Below are 14876 nucleotides of genomic sequence, written 5' to 3'. Positions count from 1 at the left end.
AGCGACGAGCAAAGGCGGGTAAATTTAACGCGCAAAAGCTAAAAGTACGAAAATAACCTTTCTGGGCGCCATAAAGCGGCCGGAAAATCTAGCACAAGGAGCTAAACATGGTAAAAATCGCGATCAACGGTTTTGGACGTATCGGCAGGTGCGCTGCTCGTATTATTTTAGAGCGAGACGACGTTGAGCTTGTCGCTATCAACGACACGGCGACGCGCGACATGACGCGCTATCTGCTCAAATACGACAGCGTGCACGGCGAATTTAAGCAAGACGTTAAGGTGATAAGCGACGATTTTATAGAAGTAAACGGCAAAAAGATAAGAGTTTTTTCAACAAGAGATCTAAACGAGCTTAGCTATGCAGACTACGGCGCAGACGTGGTTTTGGAGTGTACGGGCAAGTTTTTAACTACAGAAAAATGCGAGCCCTATCTAGCTCGCGGCATCAAAAAAGTTGTCATGAGCGCTCCAGCAAAAGACGATACGGCGACGTTTGTAGTCGGCGTAAACGACGATAAATACGCAGGCGAAGCGATCGTCTCAAACGCAAGCTGCACCACAAACGGCCTAGCGCCCGTCGCAAAGGTGCTAAACGATAAATTCGGCATCGTAAAAGGGCTCATGACCACGATCCATGCCTACACCAACGGTCAGAGCCTAGTAGACGTAAAGGCTAAAGACTTCCGCCGCTCGCGCGCTGCGGCCCTAAATATCGGGCCTACGACCACCGGAGCCGCAAAAGCGATCGCAAAAGTACTTCCCGAGCTAAGCGGCAAGATGCACGGCCAAAGCGTACGCGTGCCGGTCGCTAACGTCTCTATGGTCGATCTAACGGCGGTGTTAAAAAGACCTGCTAGCAAAGAGGAGATAAACGAGGCGTTTAGAGCGGCTGCTGAGTCAAATTTAAAGGGAATTTTATTCGTCGATGACGATTATAGAGTTAGCAGCGACTTTTGCACGAGCGCGTACAGCAGCATCGTAGCGAGCGACACTACGCAGGTCATCGCTGATGATATGGTGAAGGTCTTTGCATGGTACGACAACGAGTGGGGCTACTCGACAAGGCTTGTGGATCTAGCTAAGATCGTGGCTACGAAGTAAATTTAAAGGGTGAAAAATGAGTGAAATTTTATCGATCAACGATCTTGAGCTCGGCGGCGCGAAGGTATTTGTTAGGTGCGATTTTAACGTGCCGATGGACGAGTTTTTAAACATCACCGATGACCGCCGTATCCGCTCTGCGATACCTACTATCCGCTACTGCCTGGATAACGGCTGCAGCGTGGTTTTGGCTAGCCATCTAGGACGTCCGAAAAACGGCTTTGAGGAGAAATTTTCGCTGCGAGGCGTGGCAAAGAGGCTTTCAAGGTTGCTTGATAGAGACGTGATATTTGCCGAGGACGTCGTCGGCCCGGACGCCAAAGCCAAAGTCGCCGCACTGAAGCCCGGCGAGATTTTGCTTCTTGAAAATTTACGCTTTGAAAAGGGCGAAACCAAAAACGATGAAACTTTGGCAAAAGAGCTTTCTAGATTCGGTGAATTTTACATAAACGACGCGTTTGGCGTCTGCCACAGAGCGCACGCATCGGTTGAAGCGATCACTAAATTTTACGATGAGAAGCATAAGGCGGCGGGATTTTTGCTACAAAAAGAGATAAATTTCGCTCAAAATCTCATCAAACACCCTGCGCGTCCGTTTGTGGCGGTCGTCGGCGGCAGCAAGGTAAGCGGTAAGTTGCAAGCCCTGCACAACTTGCTTCCGCGCGTAGATAAGCTGATAATAGGCGGCGGCATGGCGTTCACGTTTTTAAAATCGCTCGGCGAAAATATCGGAAACTCGCTGCTTGAAGAAGACCTCATCGAGGACGCGAGAGAAATCTTACGCAAGGGCAGGGAGCTTGGCGTTAAAATTTACCTGCCCGTAGACGTCGTCGCAGCCCAGACCTTTTCGGCCGAAAGCGCCGTGAAATTCGTTCCTGCCCAAGAAATACCTAGCGGCTGGATGGGGCTAGATATCGGGCCTGCGTCGATTAGGCTCTTTAAAGAGGTCATCGCCGACGCGCAAACCATCTGGTGGAACGGGCCGATGGGAGTTTTTGAGATGGATAAATTTAGCAAAGGCAGCATCAAAATGAGCCACGCCATCATCGATACTCACGCGACTACGGTCGTTGGCGGCGGCGATACGGCCGACGTGGTCGAGCGCGCGGGAGATGCCGACGAGATGACCTTTATCTCGACTGGAGGCGGCGCGAGCTTGGAGCTTATCGAAGGCAAGGAGCTACCCGGCATAAAACCGCTTAGAAAGGCTGCGGAGTGAGGTTTTTAGCAAATTTAAAGTGCAATCACACGAGAGCGAGCTTTGCTAAATACGCTGAAATTTTAGACGCAAATTTAAGCGCAAACGACGACGTGACGGTATTTCCTCCGTTTAGCGCGCTTGATTTTGCGGCTCATAAATTTAAACTCGGCGCGCAAAATTTCTACCCGTGCGAAAGCGGCGCTCACACCGGCGAGATCGGCAAGGCGATGCTGGACGAGTTTGGCGTAAAAAGCGTGCTGATCGGACACTCCGAACGGCGCGAGCTAGGCGAGAGCGAGGAGTTCTTGCGTGCTAAATTTGACTTCGCCGCAGAGGCGGGCTGGCAGATCGTCTACTGCATCGGCGAAAATTTGAGCGTGAATGAAGCGGGTCGCGCGAAGGAGTTTTTGGCGGAACAGCTAAAAAATATCGACCTTGGCTACGAGCGGCTGTTGATCGCCTATGAGCCGATCTGGGCGATCGGTACGGGCAGGAGCGCGAGCGCGGAGCAGATAGAGGAGATTTTAAATTTCATTCGCGAGCAGACGAGCGCGCCGCTACTTTACGGCGGCAGCGTAAATATCGCAAATATCGGCGGGATAGCGGGGATTAAAAACTGCGACGGAGTGTTGGTAGGAACAGCCAGCTGGGACGCCTCTGGTTTCTTGGAGCTTATACGCGTTGTCTCGTGAGCGTCTTTTAATGAGTTGGAAATTTTAAGTCTGCGACAGGCTATGTGCCTAGTCTTGACTTAAAATTTCTACACAACATTAAAATTCATCTCACGATACTACCGCTATCAAATTTGGTTTCAAATTTGAATTGTAAATTTTTAAGTCAAATTGCGAAGGATTTTGAGATGATTTTTGGGGCTTTGCAGTTAAAATTTTGCGTAGGCTAGACGGATGGTCTGCCGAGCAAAATTTTAACAAAATCGCCAAAAAGCGCTCAAAAGCCAAGCAAAAATAGAAAGGAGAAATAATGATTTTAAAAGGCAAAAAAGGCCTCATCGTCGGCGTCGCTAACGCCAAATCTATCGCTTACGGCATTGCCGAAGCTTGTCACGCGCAGGGTGCACAGATGGCGTTTACCTACCTAAACGACGCGCTGAAAAAACGCGTAGAGCCGATCGCGGAGGAGTTTGGGAGCAAATTCGTCTATGAGCTTGACGTAAATAACCAAGCTCACCTAGACGGCCTTGCGGATCGCATCAAAGCAGACCTCGGCGAGATAGATTTCGTCGTACATGCCGTGGCCTATGCGCCGAAAGAAGCGCTAGAGGGCGAGTTCGTAAACACTAGCAAAGAAGCCTTTGATATCGCGATGGGCACGAGCGTGTATTCGCTACTAAGCCTCACGCGCGCAGTGCTACCGGTGTTAAAAGAGGGCGGCTCGGTGCTAACTCTTACATATCTTGGTGGACCAAAATTTGTGCCTCACTACAACGTCATGGGTGTTGCAAAAGCGGCACTTGAAAGCTCAGTTCGCTACCTAGCACACGACCTTGGCGCGAGAAATATCCGCGTAAATGCGATCTCTGCGGGCCCGATCAAAACGCTTGCGGCAAGTGGCATAGGCGATTTTAGGATGATTTTGCGCTACAACGAGGTAAACAGCCCGCTAAAACGCAACGTCACGACGCAAGACGTCGGTAACAGCGCGATGTACCTGCTTAGCGACCTAGCTAGCGGCGTGACCGGCGAGGTGCACTACGTCGACTGCGGCTACAACATCATGGGTATGGGCGACGTGGCGACCGACGCCGAGGGTAACACTATCCTAGCTTGGGACGCAAAATAATACACTAACACAAATTTGGCGGGGCGACTCGCCAAATCCTTCTTTTAAATTTAATCAAATTTATCGCAAGAACTCGCAATGAGAGCTCTAGAGCTGCCAATAGACACAAATGAGCCGGGCTGGGAGTTGGTCGAAGAGCGGCTAAATAAGCTAAAAATGATTATGAAATTTTGCTTCGCGATGAGAGCAGGGCGCAAAGCGAGCTTTTGGGGCTTCAAGTAGCCACTCGGTCGCCCATGGGTGCGTTTGCCTATGAGCAGCGGCATCGTGATAGACGGCGGCTAACTGCGCGTGCTTGGCTCAGGATGTGAGCAGGTGAAGCGTGGAATTTACGATTTTAACCTTGGCAAAAACTTTAGCGAAGCGGGGCAGATGCCTAGCTATCTGCTCGTGGCAGACGATGTTTTGGGTGGATTTTTCGCGATAAACGGCGGCGCCTTTCGTGGTAAAGCGGGCAATGTCTTTTACTATGCGCCAGATAGCGGCGAATGAGAAGACACACAGCTTGGCTACTCGCGTTTTTTACCGAGCGCTTTGCGGCGATACATCTAAATTTTACGAACTTTACCGCTGGGACGGTTGGCGCGAGAACGTGAGAAATTTTAGCTTTGGCAAAGTGATGTTTGCGATGTCGCCGCTACTATGGGCAGGACGCTAGCGTAAAGCTAAGACTAAAGCAGATAAAAAAGGCGGCATGGATACAGATGAGTACTTTGCTTCTATTTTTAACGGCGGCGAGTAAATTTCAAATTTGGCGGAAGCTAACATAATAGTTGATTTACGCTTTAGCCCTTACAATCTCATCCGCTCGAAAGCGGTCGCTAAAATCCGCCACGCGAGTTAATAAATTTAAACAAATATCCTAAAATAACCGCAAATAATTTTTAAAGGATTTCTCATGCAAAGCTTGCTTTTCTCGCCGCTACAAATCGGCGATCTAGAGATCAAAAACCGCGTCGTCATGCCGCCGATGTGCATGTACAAGGCCAAGAACGAAAACGGCCTACCTAGGTGCTTTCACCGCCTGCACTACGCCGCACGAGCGCTAGGAGGCGTCGGGCTCATCATCGTCGAGGCTACGGCGGTTGAGCCTAGAGGCAGGATCACGAGCTGCGATCTGGGGCTGTGGAACGACGAGCAGCTAGAGGCGCACGCCAGGCTCGTCAAAGAGTGCGTCAAATACGGCGCTGTCATGGCCGTCCAGCTCGCGCATGCCGGCAGAAAAAGCGAGTGCGAAGGGTTGATCGCGCCTAGCGCTCTGAAATTTAGCGAGAGCTACAAAACGCCGAAACAAATGAGCATAGAGGACATCGTCTCGGTTAAGCAAGCTTTCGCCAAGGCTGCGGTTAGAGCCGAGCGCGCCGGATACGCTGCGATCGAGATCCACGCCGCACACGGCTATCTCATCAGCGAATTTCTATCGCCGGGGGTTAACCTGCGAGACGACGAATACGGTGGAAGCTTCGAAAATCGCGCGAGATTTTTAAAAGAAATTTTAACCGAAATAAAAGCCGCAGTACAAATCCCCGTCGGCGTGCGCATAAGTGCGCAAAGCTGGGTAAAGGGCGACTGGAGCCTAGAAGATAGCGTGCGGCTGGCAAAGGAGCTCGAGCTCTTGGGCGCGGCGTTTATCCATGTCTCAGCAGGCGGACTTTTTGAGCGCACGGATAGCGCGCCGGCGTTTACGCCGCTTTATCAAGCGGACTACGCCAAGGCCGTAAAGCAAGCAGTCGGTATCCCGGTGATCGCGGTCGGACTCATAACAAAGGCGTCCGAGGGCGAGGCGCTGCTGCTAGGCGGCGTTTGTGATGCGGTGGCCTACGGCAGAGAGCTGCTGCGAAATCCAAATTTCGCGCAATCCGCGATGAGCGAACTAGGATGCTCTGAGCTGGTAGAAAACTCGTATAAAAGGGCGTTTAAGTAAAATTTGGCAAGATCGCTCGGTAGAATTTGACCTATCGGCGTCGGCTAAATTTGGAGTAAATTTAATTGGCTGTTTGAGCAATTTGTTTGCCAAATGGACGGCAAGATTGCTTTATTGAAGTAAGATTAAAAACGACTTTTATTGATCCTTATCGACTAAAAATAAAGCCGAATTTTGCCTATAAATGTCTATATCGTCTTCAAATTTACGCTTTGCGCTAAGAGGCGAGAGGATGACTAGGTTTGGAAACCACCTTTTAGCTGGCATTAGTAGCATTTTATCGCTAGTGACGCTAAACTCGATCTTCGTCCAGCCGTTTGGTAGCGGCTCGTCCGAGATTTTTTGCGATTTGAAAAATCTTTTTTGCGCGAAGTATTTACGCGCATCAGGCGATACGGCGACTGCGGCTGGGTAGGGCGAGACCTTATAGCCATCCCAAAAGGTCTCGGAGTTTTTGATGAAATTTAGCGTATATTCGTCGGCGTAAAAAGTTTTTGTCGAGATTTTTACATCCTCGATAAAGGCTGCTCGCAGCACCTCAAAGCCGTTGTTTTCCGTCTCAGAGCTTCTTAGAGTGGCTACTTGCCAGTTGCCTTTGCAGTAGATCAGCTTTAGGATTTTGACTTCGCTTAAGCGACGCCCGAGGTATTTTAACTCACAGTATCTTTTAAATTTGATCGCTTTTTGCAGCGCGGCGAAAGTGCGAAGATTTGGGGTGTTTTCGTGCGGACTACCCTTGATAAGAAAGATTTCCGCTAGCTCTTTGGCTAGCTTGTCGTCCACTTTTTTGTGTGTCGGAGGCAAAAATTTAGCAAAGCCCGGGTTGATGACGTGTAGCAGGTCGATGAGCTTTTTGCTCTCATTTTGGTGCTCGTTTGGCATAACGAAAGGCTTAAAAAGCTCGCCGTTTTTGCACACGTAGCTGCCCTTTTCGAGCTTTACGATATGTTCACTGCCAAAAATGGCCTTTAAATCCTCTATATAACGCCTAAGCGTGCGTTCGCTTAGGCCGCTTTTGGCACAGTAGGCCTTTAACGCGACCTCTCTGCCGCTTGCTAGCTCTTTTAAAAGCTCTAAAATTTCAAATACTTTTTTATTCGCCATATTCTGCCTTAAATTTACGGGCAAGTTTGCATCTCGCCTGTAAATTTGTAAATTTTACCAAAGGCCTAGCACCTTCCACCAAACTCCGCCTATTATAGTCCAGATAAATAAATTTATCAGCGTCGTTATAAAGCCTAGCCGCCACCATTCGTTTTGCGTGACGTATCCGGCGCCAAAGATTATCGGTCCGGGCGCTCCGCCGTAGTGCGTGATAGGCATCATCAAATTTGAAGCGTAGGCAAAGGCTAGAGCGACGAAAACAGGACTAGCTCCCGCAGCTATCGCAACCGCGCCGAATGCCGAATACATCGCCGTTATATGTGCAGTGAGGCTGGCAAACATATAGTGTGAATAAACGTAAATAAGCAGTAAAATAGCTAGCACGCTCATCCAGCCAAATCCGCTCATACCGCCCGAAACCCAGGCCGAAAACCACTTTATAAAGCCCGTTTTGTTTAGGCCGCCGGCTAACGTGATGAGCGCACCCATCCAGATGAGCGTATCCCACGCGCCTTTTTCGCCGGTAACGTCCTTCCACTCGAGCACGCCGCATATCGTCATCACGCACACGGCCACGAGTCCCACGGTTGTGGCGTTTAGACCCGTTAGTCCGCCCGTAGCCCAGAGCACTAAAGAGCCCGCAAAAACGCCCAGCATCAGCTTTTCGCCTCTGCTCATCGGCCCCATCGCGGCTAGTTCGCGCGCGGCTATGGCCTTGCCTTCGGGAAAGGCCTTGATCTGCGGCGGGTAAATTTTATAAAGCACTAGCGGGATAACGACGAGCGAACAGACCGCCGGAACTATCGCGCCAAGCGCCCAGAGCGTCCACGATATCTCGACGCTAAAGGCCGAGAGCGCAAGCGATGCGATGAGAGGGTTGCCCGCCATCGAGGTTAAAAACATGCCGTTTGTTATCGTGTTGCCTTGCCAAAGCGTCTGCATAAAAAACGCTCCGGCTTTTTTGCGGCTACCTTCGTCGGGCTCGCTGCCAAGGGCCTTTGAGAGCGAATTTACGATGGGAAACATTATCCCGCCGGCTCTAGCTCCCGAGCTTGGCATCGCGGGACTAATGACGGCGTCGCTGATAACTATCGCATATCCTAACTTTAGCGTACTGTCGCCTAGAATTGAGATGATTTTATATGCTATTCGCCGTCCAAGACCGGTTTTTATGAAGCCTCGCGCGATCATATAGGCTGCGACGATGAGCCATATGGTCGTACTGGCAAAGCCGCTAAGGGCCTCCGCGGGCTTCATGACCTTGGTTAGTATCGCGACCGTGATGCCGATCATCGCTACTGCTCCGATAGGCAGAGGCTGCAAAATCAGCCCCAAAATCGTCGCCAAAACGATAGCGAAGAGATGCCAGGCCTCCTTGCTCACGCCCTCAGGATTTGGCGAGAACCACACCGCAAGCCCGATGATGATTATTGCCAGGGCTTTTACTGCGTTATTCATTTTAGACCTTTCTTTTTTTGTTTTAAATTTTGCGCTTTTTTTGCAAATTTTGAACTCAAATTTGACTTTTTATACGCTTTTATTCGCGGTAAATTGACGACTTGCTAAATTTAACCGCCTTAGTACAAAACCTTCTCTTGTAAAGTCGGGCTACTAAATTTACGGTTTAAATTTAGTAGCCAAAATTTGCCGCCCTTTCCGCGAAGTTAAATCTTGCCAAAACGCTTACCACCGAGTTGAATTTTCCTTATTTTACATAGCTTTTACTGTCTTCTATCACGCGGTCTACGAATGTCGCGCTTAGGCCGACGTATTTTTCCGGGTCCATGATCTCCTCGAGCTGCGCTCTGGTGAAGTGCTTTGCTACCTCTGCACGCTCGAGTAGGTCGTCGATGACTGGTTTACCGTCGGTAAAAGCCTTCATGCAGACTTCGTAAACGATCTCGTGAGCACTCATCCTGCCTAGCTTTTCGCCCAGATGCAGCATCACGGCTTCGCTTAGCATCGCACCCTTTAGCGCGCCCAAATTTCGCTTCATATTTTGCGGATAGACGATGAGATTTTCTAGGATGTCGTTTATCTTTTCAAGCGCGCCTGCAAGGTGGATGGATGACTTTGGTATCGCGTCCCACTCGACTGCTTCGCACCCCCAGTCACGCTCGTTTTCACATTCCATAGCCTCCACCATCAAAGGAGCCTGCGCACGCACGATCTTAGTTAGCGCGATGACGCCCTCGCAGACCTGAGGATTGCGCTTATGCGGCATCGTGGAGCTACCGACCTTGCCCATAAAAAACGGTTCTTCAACCTCACAAATCTCGGTGCGCTGGAGGCTTAAGATCTCTCGCGCTATGCGTCCGATCGTGCCTGCGATGATGGCTAGTGTCGAGACGTACTCGACCATGTGGTCGCGGCTAGGGTGCCACGAAATCACCGGTACGTTTAGCCCCAGATCATCCATCATCAGCTTTTGCATCTCCAGCCCCTTGCCTTCTTGCGATGCTAGCGTACCAACGGCGCCTGAGAGCTGTCCTACAAGTACGCGAGGAGCGATTTCCTTTAGTCTATCTAGGCTGCGTCTGATCTCCTGCGCCCACATCGCCGTTTTGAAGCCAAACGTGATAGGTAGCGCGTGAATAACGTGTGTGCGACCCGCCATGACGGTGTTTTTGTATTTTTCGCTGATCTTTAGCGTCTCGTTGTAGGTTTTTTCGAGTAGTTTTTTAAGAAGCGCTATAGCTTCGCGGATTTGCAGCACCATGCCATTGTCCATTATGTCCTGGCTGGTCGCGCCCCAGTGTACGAACTCGCCGCTATCGTCGTCAAAGACTTTCTTAAACTCTTTTAAAAGCGGCACGATAGTGATTGAACTTTTGTAATTTTCTCCGATCGCGTCTAGATCGACTAACTCTGCACGGGCAAATTTGGTTATTTGCTCGGCGCGCCTAGGCTCGATGATGCCCAGCTTTGCTTGCGCTCTAGCTAGTGCAGCCTCGGTGTCCAGCCACTTTTGCACCTTATTTTCGTCGCTAAATATCTTTCTCATATCCTCGCTAACAAACATTACTTTAAAAACTCTGCTGTCAAGCGTTCCTGATGCCATCTTGTCCTCCTGCGGATTAAAAATTGATTTGACGAAATTTTAGCAAGGCGTTTTGACAGAATTTGACCGTTAAAATTTAAATATCAAATTTAGTCTAAAAATATAAGCATAGCCGAATTTAAGCGGTTAAATTCGGCTAATTTGCAGGCGAGAGATCAAATTTACTCGGTCAAATTTAGTGCGTTTTTTAGCCGAGATTTCAGATTTAACGAGGATAAAGGCGAGCTTTGAGGGCTTATGAGCGCAAATTCGGCGTTTAATTTAGCGCGAGAAAGCGCGGTTTTTGGACGTCACCGATATTTGGCGGCCGCAAGATAAAATTTGAAAAAAGGATTTTGGTAAAATTTAGGAAGACGGTGCCGTAAAAATTTGACGCTTAAAATTTTAAATCGCTTTTTGCGTCGAAGCTCGATACGGCTTTAAATTTAAAGATGAACGCGGCCTGATCCGCGCTTTTACCGTTTAAATTTAGTTTCAAATTTTGCCTTACGCGCTACCGAGATGGCGACAAATTTAACGTCAAATTTGAGCGGGCGATTTAATAAAATTTAGCGCGTCAAATTTCATTTTTGCATCAGAATTTGAAATCATGCGAGCAAACTTAGAAGTAAAATTTAAGCCGCAAAAACGGCTTAAATTTACGTGAGCTTGTAGCTAACCGGGATTTTGATGACGTAGTCGCGATCAAGCGTCGGAAAATCCGGTGCGGCGCGGTTTATGAGCTCGACCGCGGCCTCGTCTAGCGTCTCGTAGCCCGAGCTTTTTATCACTTTTACGTCGCGGACGGTGCCGTCTTTTTTGTATAAAAAGCTAACCTCTACGACGCCCTGATGGCGCATTTTTTGCGCGCGTTTAGGGTATTTGTGATGCTTTTGTATCGCCTTTTGGATTTTAGAAAATCTCTCGTCGCCGGCTGATGTCGCGAAGTTAAATTCTCCGACGGTTTCTGCTCCGCTAGGCGGTAAATTTGATTTTACATTCGAGCTTAGAGCGCCGCTTGGCTGCGCCGCAGGCGGCGTAGGAGTAGGCGGCGACGGCTGTGCGGGCGGTGCTACTTGCGCGACTTGCTGTTCCGGCTCAGGCTCAGGCTCAGGCTTTTTGACCGGTTTTGGCGTAGGTTTAGGCTTTGGCTTTTCAACCGGCTTTTCTATCGGTTTTGGTTTTTCCACAGGTTTTGGCTTTTCTATCGGCTTAGGCGGCTCAACCGGCTTTGGCGGCTCCGGCGGAGTGACGACAGGTTCAGGCGGAGGAGGCGCAGGCGGTGCCGGAGGCGGCGGGGCCGGGGGAGTTGGCGCCGGCGGGAGCGGAGCTGCTGGCGGCGTAAAGGTATTTAGCGCTATCTTGACGCTTTTTTCTTCTGGCATCGGTTTTATCTCTTCGTAAAATTTGATAAAAGACCCGATGAGTATAGAGTGCAACAGGATAGAGACGCCAAGCCCCGTAAAGCTGGCGCGTCTATTCAGTTGTTGTCGTGATAGCGAAGTTTTCATGATTTTTTTCTTTTAGTATGTCGATAACCTTGATAAACGAGTCGAATTTACTCTCTTTATCGCTTTTGAGTTCTATTAACGTTTCGTTTTTTATCTCGTTTAACTTTTCTTTTAAATTTTCTTCGGCGATTTTCTCTTCGCCTATAAAAAATTCATTATCTTTATTAATTAAAACGGCGATTTTATCGTTTTCGTCTTGCTTTTTTTCCGCGCTTTCGCTGTTTGGTAGGTCGATTTTGATATTGCCCTGAGCGATAAAAGTCGAAACGCTAAGCACGATGGCTAGCAAAACGAGCATAATATCTATGAGCGGGATTACGTTTAATCCCTCTTTTTTAGGCATTCTCACGTGAAGCCTTGTAGCGGTTTACTAAAACGTCCACTTTTCTCATAAACGCGTTGTAGATCATTAGCGTCGGTATTGCGACGATTAGGCCTAGCGCGGTTGCTTTTAGCGCGAGAGACAGGCCGACCATGATGCTTTTAGTGTCGATGCCGCCGCTCATACCCATGTCGTAAAAGGTCACCATGATGCCCGCGACCGTACCCAAAAGTCCGATATACGGCGCATTTGAATAAACTATATAAAGCGTTGTTAAATTTCTAGTTACGCTCTCTTCAAAGTCGTCTTGATTCTTGTAGTTTTCAAATTTAACGTTTGCGTAAAAGATCAAGCGCTCTATCGTGAGCCATACTACGACAAAGCTCATAAGCCCTAAAATACCGATGATAACGTAATCGACGTTGTGTTTGAGAAATTCCATTTAATGCCTTCTTACTAAAATTTGCGCGGCAATTATATCAGATTATGGTATTTATTGTCAATAACGAATAAGCAAGTAATATTTTAGATAAATTTATCTAAAATTTAGTCTTAAGATTGTAGTATTCGTTTTCAAAATTTGAGCAGATTAAAGAAAACAAAATTTAAATATTTTTCTAAATCAACGCAAATTTTCTTAAATTTAAAGAGGAGAAAAAATGAGTTTTAACAATGTTGCGAAAATTTCTTTCGTAGCGGCTCTGGCTATCGGCGCAAATGCCGCCGAGAACGTAACGCTAAGCGGCGTAGAGGTAAGCAGCACTAGCGGCGGCTACGGCGTTGACGACGTAAAAATAAGCACGAGAAACGCAGGCATACTAAAAGACGTCATGCGCGATATCCCGGGCGTTTATGTGGGCGGCACGAACGGCATGAACCAAAAAATCTACATGAGAGGCGTGAGCGACCGCGGCTTAAATATCACGATCGACGGCGCGAAACAAAATGGAAATACCTTTCACCACAACGCAGACCTACTAATCGACCCCGATCTGATCAAAGCCATCGACGTTGAGGTCGGCTCGCGCTCTGTGGTAAACGGCGCTGGGGCTCTGGGCGGTTCGGTAGCCTTTAGGACGGTGGATGCTAGAGACCTGCTGGAAGAGGGCGAAATCATTGGCGCCAAAATCAAAACGGGCTATGCCTCAAATAACGACGAATTTTCGCAAGGACTCATGGTTTTTACCGCGCCCGTCGAGGGACTTGACTTTTTAGCCGCGATAAATCATAAGGGCTACGACTACGGCAAGAGCGGTAACGGTAAGAAAATCGGCGGCGACGGCAACGACCTTAGCTATCTTTTTAAGCTCGGGTATAGCTTTTTAGACGCGCACAGGATATCGCTCTCTCACGAACACAACCACTATAAGGGACTTTATCCGTTGAGGGCGGAGTTTGGCAGCTGGCATAGCGGAGGCAACGCCGACGCCGATCGTAAATACGAGCGCGATACGACGACGCTAAAGTATGAATTTACGCCGAGTGAACTGCTAAATCTCGACGTAACGGCCTATCATACGAAGCATCAGAGAATCGACGGTAGCAAATGGGGCGTAAAAACTAGAGGCCTAAGTGCGAAAGCAAAAACCGCGATAGAGACGGGCGACGTGACGCAAACGCTAAGATACGGCGCGGAGTACTACCACAGCGAGAACTTTAACAAACCGCAAAACAACCGTCCCGAAAAAGTAAACAACTACTCGTTTTACTTAGAGGACGCGATCAAATTTGCGGGACTTACCGTGACTCCTGGCATCAGATACGAGCGCCACGAGCTAAAGACATATAACGGCACGGGCGCAAATATCGGCGGGTACAAATACAAATTTGACGAATTTACGCCGGCTTTAGCGCTTGATTACGAGTTTATGAAAGGGCTTGGAGTATTTGCCAGCTACGCTAAAGTGTTTAGAGGACCGGACGTTATGGAGTCTATGCTAGCTAGCGGCGCTAGTAGGGGTACGGCGCTAGGATATAGAGCAAACCCTTATCTAAAGGCCACTACGGGCGATAGCTACGAGATCGGCGGACGCTACAAGGGCGAGTTTAGCGAAACGGGACACGTTAGCTTCGTGGCTAAATACTTTAAAACCAAATACAAAAATCTAATCGTAGACAATAACGCAGCAGGCGGGCGTGTAAATCCGGTGCTCTATAGGATCAACGCAGGCGGCGCGGATATCGACGGCGTCGAGCTTTTGGCGAGACTAAACCTCGACGCGCTAAGCTTAGGCGCTAGCTATACTCATCAAAAAGTAAGATATAAAGACCGCGTAAGAAACGGCAGCGGCGGCTACTACACGTCAAATATCATCGGCTACCGCGACCAGGGCGACAAATACACCTTTAACGCCGAGTATTCGATAAACGCTATCGATACGCTTGTTGGTTATAACCTTATTTATTTTGCTTCTAAAGACACGACGAGTGCTGGCAACGACGCGGCCGTACATATCCCGAGCTACGCCGTGAGCGACGTCTATCTCACTTATGCGCCAAGCGGCGGTAAATTTAAAGGACTTGAGATAAACGCGGGCGTTTACAACGTATTTAACAAAGCCTACGTCTCGCACTCTCAAAGAATGGCCGAATACACGGGCGATGCAAACGCTATCGACTGGGAGCCGGGCAGAAACTTTAAGGTTAACATCTCTTATAAATTTTAATTTTTACTCTAATCCTACGTTTCCTGGGGCTTAAATTTAAGCCCCTATGTTCTACTTTTTTATAAATTTACTCAAATCTAGCGTTGTTTCTTTTGTTATTTGCGGTAAAAGGATTGTTGTTTTAAATGCGCTGAAATTTACGTGCTTTAGCTAAGCGAGTAAAATTTACCGCATATCGCAAAGGTAAATTTGCGGAGTTAAATTT

Annotated in this window: 15 protein-coding genes; 9 read left to right on the top strand and 6 right to left on the bottom strand. The window is 48.6% G+C overall.

All coding sequences use genetic code 11. The features are described 5' to 3' along the window. Positions 1 to 107 precede the first annotated feature (107 nt). The 8 genes from gap (at position 108) to E4V70_RS03130 (ending at position 6028) form a co-directional block, all read left to right on the top strand. On the top strand, positions 108 to 1103 hold the full coding sequence (gene gap, locus E4V70_RS03160) for a type I glyceraldehyde-3-phosphate dehydrogenase (RefSeq protein WP_122861906.1): 996 nt from the start codon (positions 108 to 110) through the stop codon (positions 1101 to 1103). A gap of 16 nt (positions 1104 to 1119) precedes the next feature. Continuing rightward, positions 1120 to 2322, top strand: a complete 1203-nt coding sequence (locus tag E4V70_RS03155) for a phosphoglycerate kinase (protein ID WP_122861907.1) — start codon at positions 1120 to 1122, stop codon at positions 2320 to 2322. Next, complete coding sequence (locus E4V70_RS03150; protein ID WP_122861908.1) at positions 2319 to 2996, top strand: triose-phosphate isomerase; 678 nt, start codon at positions 2319 to 2321, stop codon at positions 2994 to 2996. Before E4V70_RS03155 ends, E4V70_RS03150 begins: the two co-directional genes overlap by 4 nt. Before the next feature lie 289 nt (positions 2997 to 3285). After that, positions 3286 to 4104, top strand: coding sequence for an enoyl-ACP reductase FabI (gene fabI, locus E4V70_RS03140; RefSeq protein ID WP_122861910.1), 819 nt, complete (start codon positions 3286 to 3288; stop codon positions 4102 to 4104). Positions 4105 to 4274: 170 nt separating this feature from the next. Continuing rightward, the gene (locus tag E4V70_RS11080; RefSeq protein WP_269472416.1) at positions 4275 to 4415 is read left to right on the top strand and encodes a DUF2625 family protein; all 141 of its coding nucleotides are present in this window, start codon (positions 4275 to 4277) and stop codon (positions 4413 to 4415) included. Between the two features lie 4 nt (positions 4416 to 4419). Continuing rightward, positions 4420 to 4596, top strand: coding sequence for a DUF2625 family protein (locus E4V70_RS11075; protein WP_269472415.1), 177 nt, complete (start codon positions 4420 to 4422; stop codon positions 4594 to 4596). After that, on the top strand, positions 4562 to 4762 hold the full coding sequence (locus E4V70_RS11070) for a DUF2625 family protein (protein WP_269472414.1): 201 nt from the start codon (positions 4562 to 4564) through the stop codon (positions 4760 to 4762). The genes E4V70_RS11075 and E4V70_RS11070 overlap by 35 nt, the downstream gene beginning before the upstream one ends. Positions 4763 to 5002: 240 nt before the next feature. Beyond that, positions 5003 to 6028 carry an NADH:flavin oxidoreductase/NADH oxidase gene (locus E4V70_RS03130; RefSeq protein WP_122861911.1) on the top strand — a complete coding sequence of 342 codons (1026 nt, stop codon included), beginning with the start codon at positions 5003 to 5005 and terminating at the stop codon, positions 6026 to 6028. 138 nt (positions 6029 to 6166) lie between these two features. Here E4V70_RS03130 and E4V70_RS03125 read toward each other — a convergent pair whose 3' ends face one another. The 6 genes from E4V70_RS03125 to exbB all read right to left on the bottom strand — a co-directional run bounded on the left by E4V70_RS03125 (position 6167) and on the right by exbB (position 12447). Further along, entirely contained in the window at positions 6167 to 7132 is a 966-nt protein-coding gene (locus E4V70_RS03125; RefSeq protein ID WP_122861912.1) for a helix-turn-helix transcriptional regulator, read from the bottom strand. 54 nt (positions 7133 to 7186) lie between these two features. After that, the gene (locus E4V70_RS03120; RefSeq protein ID WP_122861913.1) at positions 7187 to 8590 is read right to left on the bottom strand and encodes an anion permease; all 1404 of its coding nucleotides are present in this window, start codon (positions 8588 to 8590) and stop codon (positions 7187 to 7189) included. Positions 8591 to 8837: 247 nt separating this feature from the next. Next, a complete protein-coding gene (purB, locus tag E4V70_RS03115; protein WP_122861914.1) occupies positions 8838 to 10193 on the bottom strand; it encodes an adenylosuccinate lyase in 1356 nt (451 codons plus the stop codon). A 638-nt stretch (positions 10194 to 10831) separates the two neighbouring features. Then, positions 10832 to 11683, bottom strand: coding sequence for an energy transducer TonB (locus tag E4V70_RS11065; protein WP_122861915.1), 852 nt, complete (start codon positions 11681 to 11683; stop codon positions 10832 to 10834). Beyond that, positions 11649 to 12026, bottom strand: a complete 378-nt coding sequence (gene exbD, locus E4V70_RS03105; RefSeq protein WP_122861916.1) for a TonB system transport protein ExbD — start codon at positions 12024 to 12026, stop codon at positions 11649 to 11651. The genes E4V70_RS11065 and exbD overlap by 35 nt, the downstream gene beginning before the upstream one ends. Further along, a complete protein-coding gene (exbB, locus tag E4V70_RS03100; RefSeq protein ID WP_002952142.1) occupies positions 12019 to 12447 on the bottom strand; it encodes a TonB-system energizer ExbB in 429 nt (142 codons plus the stop codon). Before exbB ends, exbD begins: the two co-directional genes overlap by 8 nt. Positions 12448 to 12664: 217 nt before the next feature. Between exbB and E4V70_RS03095 the strand changes: the two genes are divergently transcribed. Beyond that, positions 12665 to 14671: a TonB-dependent receptor domain-containing protein gene (locus E4V70_RS03095; protein ID WP_122861917.1), complete on the top strand. Its 2007-nt coding sequence runs from the start codon at positions 12665 to 12667 to the stop codon at positions 14669 to 14671. Positions 14672 to 14876: the final 205 nt, after the last annotated feature.

The sequence above is a fragment of the Campylobacter showae genome, assembly GCF_900699785.1.
Classification (GTDB): domain Bacteria; phylum Campylobacterota; class Campylobacteria; order Campylobacterales; family Campylobacteraceae; genus Campylobacter_A; species Campylobacter_A showae_D.
Note: the sequence above shows the minus strand (reverse complement) of the source record. Positions and strands in the feature narration are given on the sequence as shown.